Source organism: Roseomonas sp. FDAARGOS_362, from assembly GCF_002754815.1.
GTDB classification, from domain to species: domain Bacteria; phylum Pseudomonadota; class Alphaproteobacteria; order Acetobacterales; family Acetobacteraceae; genus Roseomonas; species Roseomonas mucosa.
On record NZ_CP024588.1, the window covers coordinates 2,532,798 to 2,550,718 of the forward strand.

The 17,921-nt window shown below is 70.8% G+C and carries 15 protein-coding genes and 1 pseudogene; 9 read left to right on the plus strand and 7 right to left on the minus strand.

What is annotated here, in order from left to right:
* Positions 1 to 184: 184 nt before the first annotated feature.
* Positions 185 to 1,441 (minus strand): PHB depolymerase family esterase, encoded by a 1,257-nt coding sequence (locus CTJ15_RS16255; RefSeq protein ID WP_026033395.1) that lies wholly within the window; start codon positions 1,439 to 1,441, stop codon positions 185 to 187.
* Positions 1,442 to 1,534: 93 nt separating this feature from the next.
* The gene (locus tag CTJ15_RS16260) at positions 1,535 to 1,957 is read right to left on the minus strand and encodes a CopG family transcriptional regulator (RefSeq protein WP_075822011.1); all 423 of its coding nucleotides are present in this window, start codon (positions 1,955 to 1,957) and stop codon (positions 1,535 to 1,537) included.
* Between the two features lie 108 nt (positions 1,958 to 2,065).
* On the opposite strand from CTJ15_RS16260, the gene CTJ15_RS16265 reads away from it, so the two are divergent.
* The 3 genes and pseudogenes from CTJ15_RS16265 to CTJ15_RS16275 all read left to right on the plus strand — a co-directional run.
* Positions 2,066 to 3,910: a S9 family peptidase gene (locus CTJ15_RS16265; RefSeq protein WP_226945958.1), complete on the plus strand. Its 1,845-nt coding sequence runs from the start codon at positions 2,066 to 2,068 to the stop codon at positions 3,908 to 3,910.
* Between the two features lie 114 nt (positions 3,911 to 4,024).
* Complete coding sequence (locus tag CTJ15_RS16270) at positions 4,025 to 5,599, plus strand: ABC transporter substrate-binding protein (RefSeq protein ID WP_075822010.1); 1,575 nt, start codon at positions 4,025 to 4,027, stop codon at positions 5,597 to 5,599.
* Between the two features lies 1 nt (position 5,600).
* Positions 5,601 to 6,188, plus strand: a pseudogene (locus CTJ15_RS16275) (GMC family oxidoreductase N-terminal domain-containing protein); the annotation flags it as partial.
* Positions 6,189 to 6,244: 56 nt separating this feature from the next.
* Here CTJ15_RS16275 and CTJ15_RS16280 read toward each other — a convergent pair.
* Positions 6,245 to 7,615 (minus strand): IS5 family transposase, encoded by a 1,371-nt coding sequence (locus CTJ15_RS16280; protein ID WP_226945876.1) that lies wholly within the window; start codon positions 7,613 to 7,615, stop codon positions 6,245 to 6,247.
* Positions 7,616 to 7,704: 89 nt separating this feature from the next.
* Here CTJ15_RS16280 and CTJ15_RS16285 point away from each other — a divergent pair, with 89 nt between their 5' ends.
* Complete coding sequence (locus tag CTJ15_RS16285; protein WP_226945959.1) at positions 7,705 to 8,682, plus strand: GMC family oxidoreductase; 978 nt, start codon at positions 7,705 to 7,707, stop codon at positions 8,680 to 8,682.
* Between the two features lie 43 nt (positions 8,683 to 8,725).
* Here the strand turns inward: CTJ15_RS16285 and CTJ15_RS16290 are convergent, their stop codons facing one another.
* Entirely contained in the window at positions 8,726 to 9,403 is a 678-nt protein-coding gene (locus CTJ15_RS16290) for a Crp/Fnr family transcriptional regulator (RefSeq protein ID WP_019462197.1), read from the minus strand.
* Between the two features lie 272 nt (positions 9,404 to 9,675).
* Between CTJ15_RS16290 and CTJ15_RS16295 the strand changes: the two genes are divergently transcribed.
* Positions 9,676 to 10,023, plus strand: coding sequence for a hypothetical protein (locus CTJ15_RS16295; RefSeq protein ID WP_075822008.1), 348 nt, complete (start codon positions 9,676 to 9,678; stop codon positions 10,021 to 10,023).
* Positions 10,024 to 10,141: 118 nt separating this feature from the next.
* Here the strand turns inward: CTJ15_RS16295 and CTJ15_RS16300 are convergent, their stop codons facing one another.
* The gene (locus tag CTJ15_RS16300; RefSeq protein ID WP_026033394.1) at positions 10,142 to 11,440 is read right to left on the minus strand and encodes an MFS transporter; all 1,299 of its coding nucleotides are present in this window, start codon (positions 11,438 to 11,440) and stop codon (positions 10,142 to 10,144) included.
* A gap of 253 nt (positions 11,441 to 11,693) precedes the next feature.
* A complete protein-coding gene (locus tag CTJ15_RS16305; protein ID WP_019462194.1) occupies positions 11,694 to 12,143 on the minus strand; it encodes a DUF805 domain-containing protein in 450 nt (149 codons plus the stop codon).
* A 231-nt stretch (positions 12,144 to 12,374) separates the two neighbouring features.
* On the opposite strand from CTJ15_RS16305, the gene CTJ15_RS16310 reads away from it, so the two are divergent.
* The 4 genes from CTJ15_RS16310 to CTJ15_RS16325 are packed head-to-tail and all read left to right on the plus strand — an operon-like array spanning position 12,375 to position 16,928.
* Positions 12,375 to 14,651 carry a TonB-dependent siderophore receptor gene (locus CTJ15_RS16310; protein WP_226945960.1) on the plus strand — a complete coding sequence of 759 codons (2,277 nt, stop codon included), beginning with the start codon at positions 12,375 to 12,377 and terminating at the stop codon, positions 14,649 to 14,651.
* A gap of 11 nt (positions 14,652 to 14,662) precedes the next feature.
* The gene (locus CTJ15_RS16315) at positions 14,663 to 14,998 is read left to right on the plus strand and encodes a DUF3649 domain-containing protein (protein ID WP_019462192.1); all 336 of its coding nucleotides are present in this window, start codon (positions 14,663 to 14,665) and stop codon (positions 14,996 to 14,998) included.
* Entirely contained in the window at positions 14,995 to 16,575 is a 1,581-nt protein-coding gene (locus CTJ15_RS16320; protein WP_226945961.1) for a PepSY domain-containing protein, read from the plus strand. Before CTJ15_RS16315 ends, CTJ15_RS16320 begins: the two co-directional genes overlap by 4 nt.
* Positions 16,572 to 16,928 (plus strand): DUF3325 domain-containing protein, encoded by a 357-nt coding sequence (locus CTJ15_RS16325; protein WP_099781703.1) that lies wholly within the window; start codon positions 16,572 to 16,574, stop codon positions 16,926 to 16,928. The genes CTJ15_RS16320 and CTJ15_RS16325 overlap by 4 nt, the downstream gene beginning before the upstream one ends.
* Positions 16,929 to 16,968: 40 nt before the next feature.
* Here the strand turns inward: CTJ15_RS16325 and CTJ15_RS16330 are convergent, their stop codons facing one another.
* Complete coding sequence (locus CTJ15_RS16330; protein WP_099781704.1) at positions 16,969 to 17,895, minus strand: NYN domain-containing protein; 927 nt, start codon at positions 17,893 to 17,895, stop codon at positions 16,969 to 16,971.
* Positions 17,896 to 17,921: the final 26 nt, after the last annotated feature.

The window sequence follows — 17,921 nt, forward strand, 5'->3', positions numbered from 1 at the left end:
CCGGGCCCGTTTCCAACCCCGGGCGCAGGAAACACACCGTCTCCGCGCTGGCAGCCCTGGCGTGCTCCGGCATCAGCGCGCACCGGCGAACCGGGTCCAGGAGCCGCAGGGTCCTGGCGGGCAGAGGGGCTCGGGGGACTGAGGCACTGCCTCAGCCGAAGCCTTGCCCCCCGATCCACCCGTGTCAGCCCTTCGGATGCTCCAGAAAGAAGCGCAGCATCTCGCGCGAGGCGTCGGGGCCTTTCGGATCGGTGTAGGAGCCGTCGGGCGAGCCGCCGGACCAGGCATGGCCGCCGCCATGGACCAGCCATTGCTCCAGCGGGTGCCGGCCGCTGCCATCGGCATAGAGCGTGCGGCGCCAGGCATGGCCGTTGGGCACCCGGCCTTCCTCCACCCGCATGCGCCAGTCCACCGGCAGGCTGCGCTGCAGCTGCTCGATGATCTGGTCGCCGTTGCGCGGGTTCACCGTGCTGTCGCCATCGGCGTGGAAGACGATGGTGGGCACGAGGCGCGCGCCCGCCCCGGCCGGAGGCGCCGGCAGGCCGGCCGCGCCCTGGCGCATGGCGGAAAGGGCCGAGGGCAGGTCGCGCGCGGCACCGCAGCCCAGGCCGGAATGCACCCCGGCCGCGGCGAAGAGATCCGGGTAGCGGGTGGCCAGGATCGCCGCCGCCGCACCGCCGGCCGAAAGCCCCGCGACATAGACGCGGCTCGGGTCGGCGCCGTCCTCGCGCAGGATCTCGCGCGCCATGCCGGCGATCAGGCCGGGTTCGCCGGCGTCGCGCTGCTGGTCGCCGGGGCGGAACCAGTTCCAGCAGCGCTGCATGTTGGCGCTGCCGGACTGGGCCGGATAGGCGACCAGGAAGCCCTTCTCCTCGGCGAGCTGGTTCATGCGCGTGCCGGCGGCGAAGTCCTCCGCCGACTGGGTGCAGCCATGCAGCATCACCAGCAGGGGCATGGGCCCCGTGCCACGCCTGGCGGGGATGTAGAGGCGGTAGGCGAGGCGACCACCCTCGCCCTCGAAGCTGCGGGCGAGGAACTGCGCGCCCTCCGGGGCCGGGGGCTGCGGGGCCTCGGGGGCGGACCAGCCGCCCTGGAGCATGCCGGGCAGGCGGCCGGGGAGCTCCGTCAGGCCGCGCAGCGCCCCGGGCAGGCCGGAAAGGATCTGCTTCGCCATGGCCCCGGCCTCGGCCAGGCCGGCGGCTCCGCCGGGCTTGCCGGCTGCTCCATCCGAGGATGACCCAAGGGTGGACGGCCGGGAGGGAGCCGGGCCGGGGCGTGGTCCGGGGGATGCCCCGCCGGAGCCTGGCTGGCCCGGGTCCGGCTGGCCAGGGGTTGCCTCGCCCGTCAGGTGCCGGCGCAGCAGCGCCGTCGCCTCGCTGAGCCGTCCGTCACGCGTGAGGCGCGCGGCCTCGGCAATTTCGCGCGGTAGGATGCTGGTCATCTCGGCTGTCTTCTCCTGGCCAGGGCAGGACGCGGCCGGGGCCGCCGCCTGTCCGGGAAGGGGGTGGTTGGGAAAGCTTCGTGGAGCGGGCGTTCAGCCCATCCGGTCGGCCAGGGCCGCCTTCACGGCCGCGCTCGCCTGGAAGGCACCGAGCACGGTGACGGAGTCGATGGTGGCGCGGGCCAGGTCCGGGGACACATCCGCGGCGATGCTGGCCAGTCCGACGACGTGGAGGCGTAGGGTCTGCCCCGAGTCGCGGAGGCGTTCCAGCTCGGCCCGGCCGAGGTGGCGCGTGCCGAGGTCGAATTGCTGCCGCGCCACCGATTGCCGCGTCGCCTCGGCATGGCGCTCCAGCTGGTTGCGGATGGCGGTGCGGATGAAGTCCGTCCGGGTGGAATAGAAGCCGTCCCGGACCAGCAGGTCGATGTGGCCAAGATCGACGGGGCCGAGATTGATCGTGATCTTCTCGGTCTCGCCACCGCTACGCGGCCTCAGGCTGTGAAGCTCGGCTGACATCCAAGTACCATCCTATTACCATCCGACGGGATGGTATCTGGCGATGCGGCATGGATCTTCAAGGGGCACGATGTTGCAACGCAGCAGGAGGCATCAGGTTGCCGAGGCATGACGGCGTTGCAGCCGGGGGGCGCTTCCCAGGGCGGCGCCCCGGTGCTGCAAATGGCGGCCATGACCGACCTGACCCGGCGGATCGACCGCCTCCTCGCCGCCCCTGCCGCCATCGCCCCGTCCTTCGCGGCGGATGGGCGGCTGTACTTCCTCAACGACGCCGATGGATCGGCACAGGTCTGGGAGATTCCGGCCGGCGGCGGCGAGGCGCGGCCGCGCAGCGCGCATCGCGATCCGGTCGCCTTCGTGGCGGGCAGCCCGGCGGATGGGGGCGCGGTCTTCGGGCGCGACACGGCGGGGGATGAACGGGTGCAGCTCTATGCCCTGCCGCCAGAGGGGGAGGCGCGGGCGCTGACGGCAAATCCGAGGGCCATCCATGGTTGGGGCGCCTTCTCGCCGGATGGGACACGGATCGCCTGCACCGCCAACAGCCGCGACCCGGCGCATACGGACCCGGTGGTGATCGACCTCGCCAGTGGCGAGGCGTGGCGGGCCCATGAGGTCGAGGGGCCGCACGAGCTGCGCGGCTGGACGCCGGACGGGCAGGCGCTGGTGCTGGCCGTGGCGCCGCGGACCTTCGAGGACAGTTTGCTGCGCGTGCCGCTCGACGGCGGCGCGGTGGAGGCGCTGGCGCCGCACGAGGGCGACTGGCGGCATCTCTTCCCGCGCTGGAAGCGGGATGGCAGCGGCTTCTGGCTGGTGACCGACCGGGAGCGGGACTTCCTGGGCGCGGCCTTCATGGCGCCGGGCGGGGAACCGCGCTTCCTGTACGCGCCCGAGGCGGATCTGGAGGCGATGGAGGTCTCGCCCGACCAGTCCATCCTGGCAGTGGTGGTGAACGAGGGCGGCTGGTCGCGGCTGCGCCTGGTGGATGCTGCCACCGGGGCCGTGCTGGAGGAGCCGGCGCATCCGCGCGGGGTGATCACGAAGATCAGCTGGCGCAAGGACGGGCGGGCCGTGGGTTTCGACCTCGCCCGGCCGACCGCGCCGGGGACGATCTGGCTGGCGGAGCGTGGCAGCGCGGCGCGGATGATCTTCGCCGCCAGCCCGGCGCCGGAGGGGATGCGGGACTGGGAGACGGTGTCCTTCCCGACCTTCGACGGGCGCGAGGTGCCGGCCTATCTCGCGCTGCCGGCCGGAACGCCGCCCGCGGGCGGATGGCCGGTGCTGCTCTGGGTCCATGGCGGGCCGGAGGGACAGGCGCGGCCGAACTGGCGGCCGGACCTGCAGACGGTGCTCTCGCTCGGCATCGCCGTGGTGGTGCCGAACGTGCGCGGCAGCACCGGCTATGGCCGCGCCTATGCGGCGCTGGATGACCGCGAGCTGCGGCTGGACAGCGTGCGCGACCTGGCGGCGGCGCATGGCTGGATCGGCGGGCAGCCGGGGCTGGACGGGTCGCGCATCGCCATCATGGGCCAGAGCTACGGCGGCTGGATGGTGCTGGCGGCGGTGACGGAATACCCGGAACTCTGGGCGGCGGGGGTGGACTATTACGGCATCGCGAACTGGAAGACCTTCTTCGAGCGCACCGGGCCCTGGCGCGTCGGGCACCGCGCGGCGGAATACGGCGACCCGGTAAAGGACGCGGCACTGCTGGAACGGCTCTCGCCGCTGCACCGCGCCGACCGCATCGCCTGCCCGATGCTGGTGGCGCAGGGCCTGACCGATCCGCGCGTGCCGCCCTATGAGAGCGAGCAGATCGTGGCGGCGCTGAAGGCACGGGACGTGCCGGTGGAATACGTGGTCTTCCCCGACGAAGGCCACGGCTTCCTCAAGCGCGACAACAAGCGGCGGATCTATGGCGCCGTGGCGCACTTCCTGCGCGAGCATCTGCGGGCCTGAGCGGCACGGTTTCCGGAGGAAAGGCGCGCCCTTTCCTCCGGCCTCGCCCTACCCTGGCATCGCGCTTGCTGGCAGCCTGCCCCGTTCGGACGGGTCCGAAGGGAGAGCAGAGCGATGAGTTGGTGGCGAAGAAGCCTTCTGGCGGCGGCGGCGGTTCTCGTCTCGGCCCTGGCGGTGCCCGCGGGGCCGGTGCGGGCGAAGACGATCAACGCCGTGCTGGAGGCGGAGATCGTCACGCTCGATCCGCATTTCATCGGTGCCTACATCACGCGCACCTTCGGCTACATGGTGTTCGACACGCTCTTCGCGCCGGACGGCAAGGGCAACATCCAGCCGCAGATGGTGCAGTCCTGGACCATCTCCGACAACAGGCTGACCTGGGACTTCACGCTGCGCGACGGGCTGAGGTTCCATGACGGCGCGCCGGTCACGGGCGAGGACGTGGTCGCCTCGCTGAAGCGCTGGGGCACGCGCAGCGCGCTGGGCGGGCGGCTGCTGAAGGTGGCGGCCTCGCTGGAGGCGACGGGCGCGAAGAGCTTCCGGCTGGTGCTGAAGGAGCCCTACGGCCTCGTGCTCGACACGCTGGGCACGACATCGAGCCCGACGCCCTTCATCATGCCGGCCCGCATCGCGGCGAACACGCCGGGCAGCACGCAGGTGACGGAGATCGTGGGCTCCGGCCCCTTCGTCTACAGCAAGGCGGACCACCGGCCGGGCGACCGGATGCTGCTGCGGAAGAATCCGGACTACATCCCGCGTCCCGAGCCGGCGGACTTCCTGGCCGGCGGGCATGTGGTGAAGGTCGATGCGCTGGACATCCGCGTGGTGCCGGATGGCGCCACGGCGGCAGCGGCGTTGCAGCAGGGCGAGATCGACTACATGCAGTACGCGCCCTTCGACCTGCTGCCGGTGATGGAGAAGGACCGGCAGCTCAAGGTGCTGGACTTCAGCGGGCCGCACATGTTCACCGGGCACTACCGCATCAACACCGCCGCCAGGCCCTTCGACGACCCGGCGATCCGCCGCGTGCTGCTGCGGCTGGTGGACCAGAAGGAGGTGATCGCGGGGCTGGGCCTCGACAGCCGCTACGGCCAGAGCTGCGACGCCTTCTTCATCTGCGGCTCGACCAACGAGACGCATGCCGGCACGGCGCTGCTGCAGGACCCGTCGATCGAGGCCGCCGCCCGCGCGCTGAAGGAAACGAAGTACGACGGCACGCCGGTCGTGGTGATGATCGCCAGCGACCTGGAGGCGCCGCGCGTGGCCTCGCAGATCCTGGCCGACCGGCTGGCGCGGGCTGGGTTCAAGGTGGACGCGCAGATGACGGACTGGGCGACGCTGCTGGCCCGCCGCACGCAGCGCACGGGCTGGAGCGTCTATGGCGTGCATGCTCTGGGGCTCGACCTGTCCTCGCCGCTGACCAATTCGGTGATCAACTTCAACTGCACGGATTCCGCCACGGCGGGCTTCATGTGCGACCAGCGTCTGGTGCCGCTCTTCGACGAGTTCGCCCGCGCGCCGACGCGCGAGGCGCAGCGCGAGGTGGCGGGGAAGATCCAGACCATCGTCTACGAGCAGGGGCTCGGCATCCCCTTCGGGCAGTTCGCGCAGCCGGCGGCCTATCGTGCCAATCTGAGCGGCGTGATCCCCTCCGCCATCCCGCTCTTCTGGAACATCGGGAAGAACTGACATGTACGACGTGATCGTGGTGGGCGCCGGCTCGGCCGGTGCCCCGGTGGCCGCCCGGCTGTCCGAGGATTCGCACCGCAAGGTGCTGCTGCTGGAGGCGGGGCGCGACTGGCGCTCCGCCGAAGCGCCGCACGAGCTGCGCAGCGCCAACATCATCCCCTTCATGCACGACCCCGCCTATCAGGCGAAGTGGCAGTGGCCGGGGCTGATGACCCGCCGCACCAGGGCGCAGGAACCCAGGTTCTACTGGCGCGGCAAGGCGCTCGGCGGCTCCTCCACGGTGAATGCGCAGATCGCCATCCGCGGTGTGCCGCAGGCCTTCGACGGCTGGGCCGAGGCGGGCTGCGAGGGCTGGGCGGCGGAGGACGTGCTGCCGCTCTTCGACCGGATCGAGGACGATGCCGACACCGGCACGACGCCGGGTGTGCGGCGCGGCGGGCCGCTGCCGGTCTATCGCGCGCCCTTCGACCAATGGGGCGTGGTGGACCTGGCGCTGCGCGACGCCGGGCTGGCCGAGGGCTATCCCTGGAAGGCCGACCTGAACGCGCCGACGGGCGAGGGCATCTCCTGCAACCCGATCAACAGCCGCGATGGCCGGCGCGTCACCACCAATGACGGCTATCTGGTCGGCCTTGAACAACGTCTTCAGGCTGTCGCCCCTGCGAGCAGGGTGCGGCCTGTCGGGACGCTGGCTTGGCTGATCGGGGTGAGGATTGCCTGTCGGAGGGCGGCGAGGAGAGCGGCCAAAAGGGCCCTGAGGTGGGCGAGGATCTTGCGGATGTTGTGGCCGCAGCCGCAGAGGACGGCGTAGAGAGCATCGCCGAGCGTGCCCTTGAGGGCGCAGCGGGCGAGGCGGCCATCGGTCTTCATGTGGCCGATCTCGGGCTCGATGGCGCTGCGGCGGCGGAGCAGCCGGCGCAGGCGGGGCGTGAGGCCGCGGCTGGTGCCGCTGACGAGCACCCTGGTTGCCGTGACGCCATGGCCGCGGTAGCCGCGATCGACCACGGCGAGGCTGGGACGCTGGCCGGTGAGGGTCTCGACCTGCTGGAGGGCGTCGGCGAGGGTGTGGCCGTCGTAGGGATTGCCGGGCTGGCTGCGCATGCCGACGACGAAGCCACCGGCGAGGGTGGTGGCGATGCTGACCTTCGTGCCGAACTCGTAGCGCACCCGCGCCTTGCCCTTGGCGATGCAGTCCACCTCGGGCTCGTGCAGGGCGTAGAGCTTGCGGGACGACTTCGGTGTCTGGAGCAGCAGGCGGGTGACGAGGGCGATGCGCTGCTCGATGCGCGCCCGCAGTGGCCCGTCAGGGACGGCGCCGAGCTTGCGTTCAACATCGCGCAGGATGCGGCCGGTGTAGCCCTTGAGCGTGCGCAACGCCTTGCGCATGCGGCGGAACTGCCGGGCGTGGGCGTAGCGCCCCACCTGGCCGGCCAGGCGCGGCGCCAGGCGATTGTAGTTCTGGCGCAGGGCGATCCCGGCCTTGTGCGCCAGCGTCACCAGCGAGTGGCGGGCCCGCTCATAGAGGCGGCTGTCGGTCGGATGGGCGATGGCCTTCTCCATCACTGTGGTGTCCACTGCGATCTCGGCCAAGCTGTTCGACGTCACAGCTCCCGAAGCCTGAGCCGCCTCGATCGTCCTGGTCAGCAACCACTCGACACCTTCCTCACCGATGCGACCGCGCCAGCGGCTGAGAGAGGAGGGATGGATGGGCGCACGGTGCTGGAAGAAGGTCTCACCCGTGAAGTGCTGGAAGTACGGGTTCTCCACCCAGCGCGCGAGCACCGCCTCGTCGGAGAGGCCATGGGCGTGCTGGAGGTACATCAGCCCGGCGACCAGACGCGGATGCGTGGCCGGCCGTCCCTCAGCGGCGGGGAAGAAGCCGGCCCATTCCCGCTCGAACCAGGACCAGTCGATCAGCGCCGCCAGCCGCACCAGTTCGTGCCGCCCATCGATCATGTCGACCAGCCGCGGCCGCAGCAGATCGGCCTGTTCCGGCGGGCGCGGGCGGTGCTTCATGCCCACAAGATTCGCAGGGTTTGTCGTCGAAAACAATCGAACCCTGCAAATCCAGGTCGCCGAGCCCGGAAAATCTCACAGCTAGATCAGTGCCTTACGAGTTATTCAAGGCCGACTATCTGGAGCCGGCGCGCGGGCGGGCGAACCTGGAGATCCGCGGCGAGGCCCTGGTGGACAAGGTGCTCTTCGAGGGAAGCCGCGCCGTGGGCGTGCGGGTGCGCTTCGGCGGCGGGGCCTGGGAGGAGATCCGGGCAAAGGAGATCGTGCTCTGCGCCGGCGCGATCCACAGCCCCGCCATCCTGATGCGCTCCGGCATCGGGCCGGCGGCGAGGCTGCGGGCGCTGGGCATCCCCGTGCTGTTCGACCAGCCGGCCACCGGGCAGAACCTGATGGACCACCCGATCCTGCGCGCCACGCTGAAGCTGAAGCCGGAGCACCGCGCCACCGGCCTGGATGCGCGCCACACGAACTGCTGCCTGACCTACAGCAGCAACCTGGGCGGCGGCGGCGAGCGCGACATGATCATGATCGCCTACAACCACCGTGGCGCGATCACGCCGGAGCCGGGGCCGGAAGGCGCCATCGGCGCGGCCCTCTACGACGCCTATTCGCGCGGCTCGCTGGAACTGGTCTCGGCCGATCCGGAAGCCAATCCGTTGGTGGAGGAGAACATGCTGGACCACCCGGACGACCGGCTGCGCCTGCGCGACGCGGTGCGGCGCCTGGCGCGCATCACCCGGCAGCCCGCCGTGGCGGATCTCTGCGACGGCATCACCTTCGGCGAGAGCCCGTTGACGATGGAACAGGCCGCCGCCCTGCCCGATGGCGAGCTGGACGCGCTGATGCTGCGGGAGGCGGGCGACATCCAGCACGCCGCCGGCACCTGCAGGATGGTGGCCTATGAAGACCCGCGCGGCGTGGTGAACCCGGACCTGACCGTGAAGGGAGTGGGCGGGCTGCGCGTCGCCGATGCCTCGATCATGCCGACCGACTGCCGCGCCAACCTGCACTTCACCTGCGTCATGATCGGCGAGAACCTCGCCCGGCGCATGCGGGCGGAGGGCTGATCCGGGCGGTGTTCGGTGCTGCGGCCCTTCTGCGCGATCCGCGTCAGGCCCCCTCGGCGATCCCGCGCAGCCGGGCCGGGTCGCGCAGGCGCAGCCCGGCCCGCGAGGGCTCGACCAGCCCCTGCTGGCGGAACTCGGTGAGCAGGTGGTTCACCCTCGGCCGGGTGGCGGCGGACAGGGAGGCGATCTGCGCCTGGGGCAGCCTGACGAGACCCGTGGGCTCCACGGCGGCGAGGCGCAGGAGGACCGCGGCCAGCCGCTGACGCAGGCTATGCAGCCCGATCGCCTCCACCTGGTCGCTCGAATGCCGCAGGCGGGCGGCCAGGGTACGCAGCAGGGCCCCGGCGAAGGCCACGTCCGTCGCGATCAGCGGCGCCACGTCGTCATGCCGCATCAGCAGCGCCGAGACCGGCGTGAAGGTCGTCGCATCGGCGCTGCGCGGGCCGCCATCCACCATGGCCAGTTCGCCGATCGGCTCGCCCCGGCCGACCAGCGCCAGGGAAAGCTCGCGGCCATCGGCGGTGGACAGGTGCACCCGCACCAGCCCGTCCAGCACGATCAGCAGGCCCTCCCCCGCATCGCCACGGCGGAAAAGCGTCCGGCCGGACGGATAGTGGACAGGCCGCGCGATCCCGGTCAGCCGCTCCTTCGCGGGGGCCGGAACCAGGGCCAGAAAGGCCACGCCATCGAGAAGACGGCGCGTATCCGGATGGAATGCCATGACGCGTCCATGCCCGCTTCTGACTGGAGAAGGCCCCGGATCGGCCCCCGCCCGGGAATGGGCCCGGCGGAACGGCTGGCCGGTGCGAAGCCGTGCGACCGGGAAGGCGCGTCCCTGTCCCGGTCGCGGGAGTTCAGGGACGGGGATGCTAGCGCGGCCGGGAGGCGGGCTTCAACGTTTCGATTTTGCACTGTTCCTTGCGGGACAGCGGGGGCCGGCGCGGGGGAGCAAGGATGGGGACCTCGCAACAACATTCATGGGAGCCCACGTCCATGCGCACCACCCTCTTCGCCGCCGGCCTGGCCCTGTCGCTGCCCTTCTGGACCATGGCCGCACGGGCCGAGAGCCCGGATTTCTCCAACGATGCCTCAAGCCGGACCTTCGGCTCCGCCCGCTACGAGCGGACATCGCGCACCGATCTCGGCTCCTCGCCGACGGATTTCAGCAATACGGGGTCCAGCAGCGTCGATGCACGGTACGGCGAGGTCGCCGAGCAGATGAACACGACGGCGAACATGCCGGGCGCATCGCCCACCGACTTCAGCGAGGCCGGCTCCAGTGCCGGACGGAGCCCCGGAGCCCCGTTCCGTTCGCCGCTTCGCGACTTCGCGGAACGGTAGCCGCCGCTGCCGGACCGGGCGGTCCGCGAGGGCCGCCCCCATGGCGCCGGAGGGGCCGGGGAACACTCCCCGGCCCGGTTCTCCCGTTCCGCCGCCGCCGGGCGGGCCGGCTCCGGCGCTACTCCGCCGGGGCGGTGGCGGCGCGTTCCAGGGCGCGGTTGTGTCCCAGGACGAGGATCAGCACGATCGACATGACCGGCAGGGCGGCCAGGAAGAGCAAGCCGTAGTAGTCCGCGCCGGTGCGGTCCCTGATGATGCCGAAGATCTGGGGGCCGAAATAGCCGCCGAGATTGCCGACCGAGTTGATCCAGGCGATGCCGGCCGCGGCGGCGGTGCCGCTGAGCACGGCGGTCGGCAGCGTCCAGAAGATCGGCAGGGCGGAGAAGATGCCGAAGCTGGCCAGCGCCAGGGCCAGGATCTTCAGCGTCAGGTCCGGCGTGCTGGCGGCCAGGATGAGGCCCACGGTGACGCAGAACGCGGCGAAGATCGTGCTCCACTTCCGGTCGCCGGTGCGGTCGGAGAAATAGCCCCAGAGCACCATGCTGATGGCGCCCACCGCATAGGGGAAGGCGTTGAGGAAGCCGAGCTGGACGTTGGAGATCTCGCCCACCGCCTTGAGGATCTGCGGCTGGAAGAAGCCCAGCGCGTAGAGCGGCGAGACCAGGCCGAGATAGATCAGCCCATAGCCCAGCACGCGCGGGTTCAGCAGGGTCTGCCACCATTCCATGCGGTGGACGGCCTCCCGCGTCTGCTGCTCGGCGCGGAGCTGGCGGTCCAGCCATTCCTTCTCGTCCGGCTCCAGCCACTTCGCCTCGGCGGGACGGTCGGTCAGGTACCAGAGCACGCCGCCGGTCAGCAGCAGGGCGGGGATGGCCTCGATGATGAACATCCACTGCCAGCCATGCAGCCCCCAGATCCCGTCCATGTTCAGCAGGTAGCCCGAGATGGGCGAGCCGATGGCCGAGGAGAAGGGAATGGCGAACATGAACCAGCCGATGATCCGCCCGCGATAGGCGGAGGGGAACCAGAGCGTCAGGTAGAAGATCACGCCGGGGAAGAAGCCGGCCTCGGCGGCGCCGAGCAGGACGCGGACGATGTTGAAGCTGGTCTCGCCGGTCACGAAGGCCTGAGCGCCGGAAAGCAGGCCCCAGGTGAACATGATGCGGGCGATCCAGAGCCGCGCGCCGAAGCGGTTGAGCGCGAGGTTGCTCGGCACCTCGAAGACGAAATAGGCCAGGAAGAAGATGCCCGCCGCCGTGCCGAAGGCGGTGGCGGAGAGGCCCAGTTCGGCCCGCATCGCGGGGCCGGCGAAGCCGACGTTCACGCGGTCCAGATAGGAGATGAAGTAGCAGACGATCAGGAAGGGGATCAGCCGCCAGGCCACCTTCCGCATCGTCCGTTGCTCGACGGATGCCATGTGTTTCCTCCAATGCCCCCCGTTCTGCGATGCTCTCCCGGCGATGCGGGAAAGGCGCTCTCGGGGAGACGCTTGAAAAGGACGCTATCAGCCGTCGCGGGGGACGGAAAGCGGCAAGCGGCGGGCGGGATAGCCTCATCCCGGAACGGCCACTCCACCAGGGCGGCAGGCGGAACACCGGCCTCCATTCCATCAACGCCGCCCGGCCGGGCACCGCCACGGAAAGCAGGATTGGCGGCGCGCCGAAGACGCCCTATCCGCGCACCGCCCGGGCAGGAACCTCCAAGGGGTCGGGGCCATAGCGGTTCGGGCCCCGGATGCCGTCGCGGCAGCACAGGCTGATGAACAGCCACAGCCAGCCGATGAGGGGCAACAGCAGCAGGAGGTTCCACCAGCCGCTGCGCCCCCGGTCGTGCCACCTCTTCGTCATGCCCGCGAGGCCGGGCAGCCAGGAGAGCCATAGCCACACGCCGGTGATCGGCCCACCGGGGTAGAAGACGTAGCTCTGCTCGAAGCGCCAGGCCTCCGCGGCCTGCACCGCGGGGATGGGCGAGGGCACCGGCTGCCAGGTTGGCGCGCCGAAGATCGCCGCGTCCAGCCCGACGAAGAGCCAGTACAGGACGAAGAGCGGCAGGATATAGGCCATCCAGTAGCGACCGAGCGATACCCGCCCCCGGAAGCTGACCCAGCGCAGCAGCAGCACGATTCTCTCCGATCGGATGCCTCGTCCACCAACTTCTGGGCAGGGTCAACCTCCAGTTGCCCGGCGGCGTGCTCCTGAGCGTCCCGCCTCGTCCCGGCAATCCGGCCGGACAGCCCGGGATGGCCCCCCTTCCTTGCACGGCAAACCAATTCGCATCCGGCAGTGGACTTAAATGACAAGCCTGTTATGTGATACTGATTATTAGTATCATACACTCTGAGGGAAGTTTCAGTGCCGCGCCGCCTCGTCACGCCCTGCTGCCGACGCAGCAGCGTCTCTCCGCTCGTCCTGCTCGCCGCCGTCGCCATCCCCACGAACCTTGCCAGGGCACAAGACGCCGGAAGCTCCACCGTCACGCTGCCGGAAGTCAGTGTGCAGGGCCGGACGGAGACCGGCTCCAGCCCGGTGCGCGGATTCGTGGCCGGGGTCAGCGCCTCCGGCACCAAGACCGACACGCCGATCATCGAGACGCCGCAGTCGATCTCCGTGATCACCGCCGACGAGATCCGGGCGCGCGATGCGCTGAACCTGAACCAGGCGCTGCGCTACACGACGGGGGTGGTGCCGGAGACGCGCGGCTCGGCGGCCGTGCGGCTCGACCAGATGACGATCCGCGGCTACTCCCCAGCGCAGTTCCTGGACGGCATGCGGCTCGCCGGCGGGCGTGACGCCAATCCCAGCCTCGACACCTACCGGCTGGAGCGGATCGACGTCCTGCGCGGCCCGGCCTCGGTCCTGTTCGGCACCACGCCGCCCGGCGGGCTGATCAACGCCGTCAGCAAGCGGCCCACCGAGGAGCGGATCAGGGAGGTGCTGCTGCAGGCCGGCACGCGCGACTATGTCCGCTTCGCGGGCGATGTCAGCGGCAAGCTGGACGAGCGGGGAGAGTGGCTCGGGCGCTTCATCGGCTCCTATGCCGAGGGCGATGGCGAGCTCGACGAGACACGGGTGCGGCGGTACTTCTTCACTCCCTCGCTGACCTGGCGCCCGGATGCCGATACGCGCATCACGCTGCTCGGACACTACCAGCGCGACCCGGAGGCCGGCTCCTATGGCGGCGTGCCGGCCTGGGGCTCGGCGCTGCCGAATCCGAACGGGCGGATCCGCATGCGCTACTACGACGGCGACCCGGATTTCGAGCGCCTGAACCGCGAGCACTACCAGATCGGCTATCTGGCGGAGCGTCGGATCAACGACGTCTTCACCGTGCGGCAGAACTTCCGCTACATGCACACGAAGGGGACGTACCGCAGCCTCTACGGCTCGGCGGTGACACCGGACATGCTGCAGACGGTCCGCTCGGTCTACGGCACGGACGCGGATTTCGACGTCTTCAACATCGACAACCAGGTCCAGGCGAATTTCGACACCGGGCCGGTGCAGCACACGGTCCTCGGCGGCTACGACTACACGCGCATCCTGCAGGACACCTATACCGGCTCCACCGCCTACAACACGGCGGCAGGGGCCCGGATCCGGCGGCAGAGCCTGTTCGACCCGATCTACCGCGGACAGAACACCGTCTGGCCGGGCTTCAGCACCTATTCCAGCCAGCGCACCAACCAGAGCGGCGTCTATCTCCAGGACCAGTTGAAGCTGGGCAAGCTGGTCGTCCTGCTCGGCGGTCGGCGCGACTGGTACGATGCCACCACCGAGAACCGGTCGGTGGCGACGGACCGGCTGACCAGCAACCCGCGCCAGACGAACGACGCCTATACCGGCCGCGCCGGGGCCGTGTACCTCTTCGACAACGGCCTCGCGCCCTATGTCAGCTACACGGAAGGCTTCGAGCCATCGAGCGGCACGGACCGTTTCCTGAAGCCCTTCGAGCCCATCACGTCGCGCCAGTACGAGGCCGGGCTGCGCTACGCACCGCCCGGCAGCGGGCTGCTGTTCAGCGCCGCGGTCTATGACCTGGTGCGGCAGAACGTGCTGACCACGGACCCGGTCAACCCGAACTACAGCGTGCAGGCGGGCGAGACACGCTCACGCGGCGTCGAGCTGGAGGCCAAGGGCGAGCTGGGGAACGGGCTGAGCTTCACCGCCGCCTATGCCTATCTCGACATGGAATACACCAAGAGCAACACCACGACGCGGCGGGACTACGGGATCTATCCGGCGGTGGCGGGCTCGACCGGCCCCACGGTGAGCCTGGAGGGGAAGGTGCCGTATGCGCAGCCGAAGCACACCGCCTCGGCCTGGCTCGACTACACCGTGCCGGCGGAAAGCGGCTTCCTGTCCGGGCTCGGCCTGGGCGGCGGCATGCGCTATCTCGGCCCGAGCTGGGGCGACGACGCCAACACCTTCAAGGTGAAGGGCGTGACGCTGTTCGACGCGGCCCTGCGCTACGACCTCGGCCAGGCGATGCAGGAGCTGAAGGGCATGCAGGCGGCGGTGAACATCGATAACCTCGCCGACACGCGCTATGTCTCGAGCTGCTACGGCTATGCCTGGTGCTGGTACGGCTATGGCCGCACGGTCACCGGCTCCGTCCGGTATCGCTTCTGACCGTGGCGGCGATGCGGCGGGGCGGCACCCTTCCCTCCGTCCCCTGGCTGCGGCCCGTCAGGGAGATGGGGCCGGAGGGACGCCGCAGGCTGGATATCCTCCTGCGCGTCCTGGCGGCCCTGCCCGGCGGCTATGCCCTGTCCGCCCTCTTCGCCACCGCCGTCGCCACGCTGCCCATGGCGCGCATGGACGCGGTGCTGGCGGGGATGATGGGGAGCTTCGCGGTCCATGCCGGCGCGATCGTCTGGGTCTTCGCCGCGGGCTCGGCCCTGCGCGCCTGGATCGGCCTCGCCCTCGCGGCGGCGCCGCTTCTCGGCCTGCTCCTGCTTCAGGGGGGTGCATCGTGAAGGACGGGTTCCGCCAGTGCATGGCCTGGCTGCACACCTGGTCTGGCCTGCTGGTCGGCTGGGTCCTCTTCGCCGTCTTCCTGACCGGCACGGCCGCCTATCTGCGGCCCGAGATCTCCTACTGGATGCGGCCGGAAATCGTGCGCTCCACCACCGGCACCCAGGACGCGGCCGTCGCGGCCATGGCCTATCTGCAGGCCGAGGCCCCGCGCTCGCCCGCCTGGTTCATCACCCTGCCCGACGAGCGGGAAGGCGTGACCCGCGTCGCCTGGAGGGCGCCGGCGGCCTCCGGGCGTGGCTTCCGGAGCGCGCTGCTCGATCCCGCCACCGGCCGGCCGGCCGAGGTGCGGGACACCATGGGCGGCGACTTCTTCTACCGCTTCCATTTCGAGCTGCACTACATGAGCGTGCTGTGGGGGCGCTGGATCATCTGCGTCTGCACGCTGTTCATGCTGGTGGCCATCGTCAGCGGCGTCATCACCCACCGCCGCATCTTCGCCGACTTCTTCACCTTCCGCCCCGGCAAGGGCCAGCGTTCCTGGCTGGACGCGCACAATCTCGGCGCCGTGCTCGCGCTGCCCTACCACCTGATGATCACCTATACGGGGCTGGTCATCTTCATGCTGATGCTCATGCCCTGGGGCATCGACCGCTCCTATCCCGGGGGGCGCAACGCCTTCGGCGCCGACCTCTTCGGCAGCCCGCCCGCCGCCCGCCCGTCCGGGCAGGCGGCGCCACTGGTTCCGCTGGCGCCGCTGCTGGAACAGGCCACGCAGCGCTGGCAGGGCGGGCAGGTGGGGCGCATCACGGTGACCAATGCCGGCGACGCCAGCGCCACGGTCCAGCTGGTCCGGCGCGATGCCGACCGCATCTCCACCGCCATGCAGAGCCTGCTCTTCGAGGGCGCGACCGGCAGGCTGATCTCCGCCCAGGACCAGGCGAGCGCCGTGATGGAAACGCGGGGCGTGATGTATGGCCTGCATCTCGGCCGTTTCGCCGGCCCCCTGCTGCGCGGCCTGTTCATCCTGTCCGGCCTCGCCGGCACGGCGATGGTGGCCACGGGCTGCCTGCTTTGGGCCGTCAAGCAGCGGCAGCAGGCTGCGAAGACGGGCGGGCCGGGCCTGGGCACGCGGCTGGTCGAGCACCTGAACCTCGCGGCCATCGGCGGCCTGCCCGTGGCCATGGGGGCCTTCCTCTGGGCCAACCGGCTGCTGCCGGCCGGAATGGACGGGCGCGCCGGGTGGGAGATCCATGTCTTCTTCATCGCCTGGGGCGCCTGCCTCCTGCACCCGCTGCTGCGGCGCGGACGGCGGGGCTGGGTGGACCAGTTCACCCTGGCAGCCCTGCTCTTCGCGGCCCTGCCGGCCGGGAACCTGCTGCTGGGGCAACGCCCCCTGCCGGAGACCCTGGCCCAGGGGGACTGGGTGCGCGCCTGGTTCGATCTCGGCCTGCTGGCCTTCGGCCTGGGCCTGGGCGCCATCGCCTGGAAGGTGGCTCGGCACCGCGCCGCGCCGCCAAGGCCGCGGACCGCCCAAGGCACCCCGGCGGCAACCCTCCCCGCGAAGGCCGGATCATGACCGGCCTGAGCTTGGCCCCGCTGAGCTTGGCTCCCCTGAGCTTCACCCTGGCCTATGCCGGCTTCACCGGGCTCTGCCTGGCGATGGAGCGCCACCACGAGCAGGTCTTCGGGGTACGGCGTATCCCCCGGCGGCGGCGCCTCGGCCTTGCCGCCGGGGGATGGCTGCTACTGGCGGGATCGCTCCTGCCGCTGCTGCCCGCCCATGGGGCCGGGCCCGGCATCACGCTCTGGCTCGGCCTGCTGACCGCGGCAACGCTGATGCTGGCCTTGCTGCTGTCCTACGCCCCGCGCCTGGTGATCGCCCCGGCCGTTGCCGCCCTGGCCGGCTCGGCCCTGCTGCTCATGGCATGATGGCCCCGGCGGACCGTGCCGGGCGGGGCCGTGCCCGGTATCAGTCTCGGGAGACGGGCGGATGCCGGGCGGGATCGCGCAGCCAGCCTCCGCCGGCGCCGGGGATGAGTTCGAGGCGCGGGTCGCCCGCGGTGGCCAGCAGGCGGCCCAGGCTGCCGGCACCGCCATAGGCCGAGCTCCGCAGCATCGGCCCCAGCCGTGCCTGCAGGCGCTTGCCCAGGGCCGGCAGGTGCAGCGGCGCAGGGGCGTGGGCAAGCTCCTCCATCACCAGCGACAGGATGGCCTCGCGCGGGGCGGCGGGGTCCCCTCCCGGAATGTCCAGCCCACCCTGCTCCGGGACCGGCGGTGGCCCGCCGGCCGCGGGGGGTGCCGCCTGGGCGGGGGTGGCACGCCTCTCCTGGCTCCAGCCCAGGGCCTGCCCGACGAAGACGTCGCTGCCGACCACCTCGTCGGCCGCGGCGCGGTAGGCTTCGGCGGCGTTGCCGACCGCGACCACGACGGTGCGCCGGTCATGCGCGCGCAGACGGTGCAGCACCGGCGTGAAGTCGGCATCGCTCGACACCAGCACGAACTCGTCGAAGCGCGTGGCGTGGCCAAGCGCATCCAGAACGTCCATGACCAGCACGATGTCGGCGCTGGTCTTGCCGCCACGGGTCAGCGGCGGGCATTCGGTGATCTGGAACCCAGCGCGCACCAGCTTGTCGCGGAAGCTGCCGAAGAACACCCGCTCGCCATCGGGCAGAACCAGGGAGCCGACCGGATTGAGATAGCAGCGCCGCACAAGGATACGCCGCTGCACGGTGGGCGGCGTCATGCCGCGTCCCGGCTGCGGCGCGTGACGCTGCGCGATCCAGTCGAGCCAGCGTCCGGGCTCGGCCACGAAGATTTCCGCCGCCTCGGGTGCCTGCAGGCAGAGCGCGCTGAAGACGTTGTCGAAATCGATGAAGAGCGCGACCCGCTGTTCCATGGCGCCGCCCCTGGAAGAGAAGTGGG

Coding starts and splice junctions, on each gene's coding strand:
- CTJ15_RS16255 (WP_026033395.1), bottom strand. CDS start 1,441: ATGACCAGCATCCTACCGCGCGAAATTGCCGAGGCCGCGCGCCTCACG.
- CTJ15_RS16260 (WP_075822011.1), bottom strand. CDS start 1,957: ATGTCAGCCGAGCTTCACAGCCTGAGGCCGCGTAGCGGTGGCGAGACC.
- CTJ15_RS16315 (WP_019462192.1), top strand. CDS start 14,663: ATGCGGCGGGGCGGCACCCTTCCCTCCGTCCCCTGGCTGCGGCCCGTC.
- CTJ15_RS16325 (WP_099781703.1), top strand. CDS start 16,572: ATGACCGGCCTGAGCTTGGCCCCGCTGAGCTTGGCTCCCCTGAGCTTC.
- CTJ15_RS16300 (WP_026033394.1), bottom strand. CDS start 11,440: ATGGCATCCGTCGAGCAACGGACGATGCGGAAGGTGGCCTGGCGGCTG.
- CTJ15_RS16265 (WP_226945958.1), top strand. CDS start 2,066: ATGACGGCGTTGCAGCCGGGGGGCGCTTCCCAGGGCGGCGCCCCGGTG.
- CTJ15_RS16330 (WP_099781704.1), bottom strand. CDS start 17,895: ATGGAACAGCGGGTCGCGCTCTTCATCGATTTCGACAACGTCTTCAGC.
- CTJ15_RS16290 (WP_019462197.1), bottom strand. CDS start 9,403: ATGGCATTCCATCCGGATACGCGCCGTCTTCTCGATGGCGTGGCCTTT.
- CTJ15_RS16270 (WP_075822010.1), top strand. CDS start 4,025: ATGAGTTGGTGGCGAAGAAGCCTTCTGGCGGCGGCGGCGGTTCTCGTC.
- CTJ15_RS16295 (WP_075822008.1), top strand. CDS start 9,676: ATGCGCACCACCCTCTTCGCCGCCGGCCTGGCCCTGTCGCTGCCCTTC.
- CTJ15_RS16280 (WP_226945876.1), bottom strand. CDS start 7,615: ATGAAGCACCGCCCGCGCCCGCCGGAACAGGCCGATCTGCTGCGGCCG.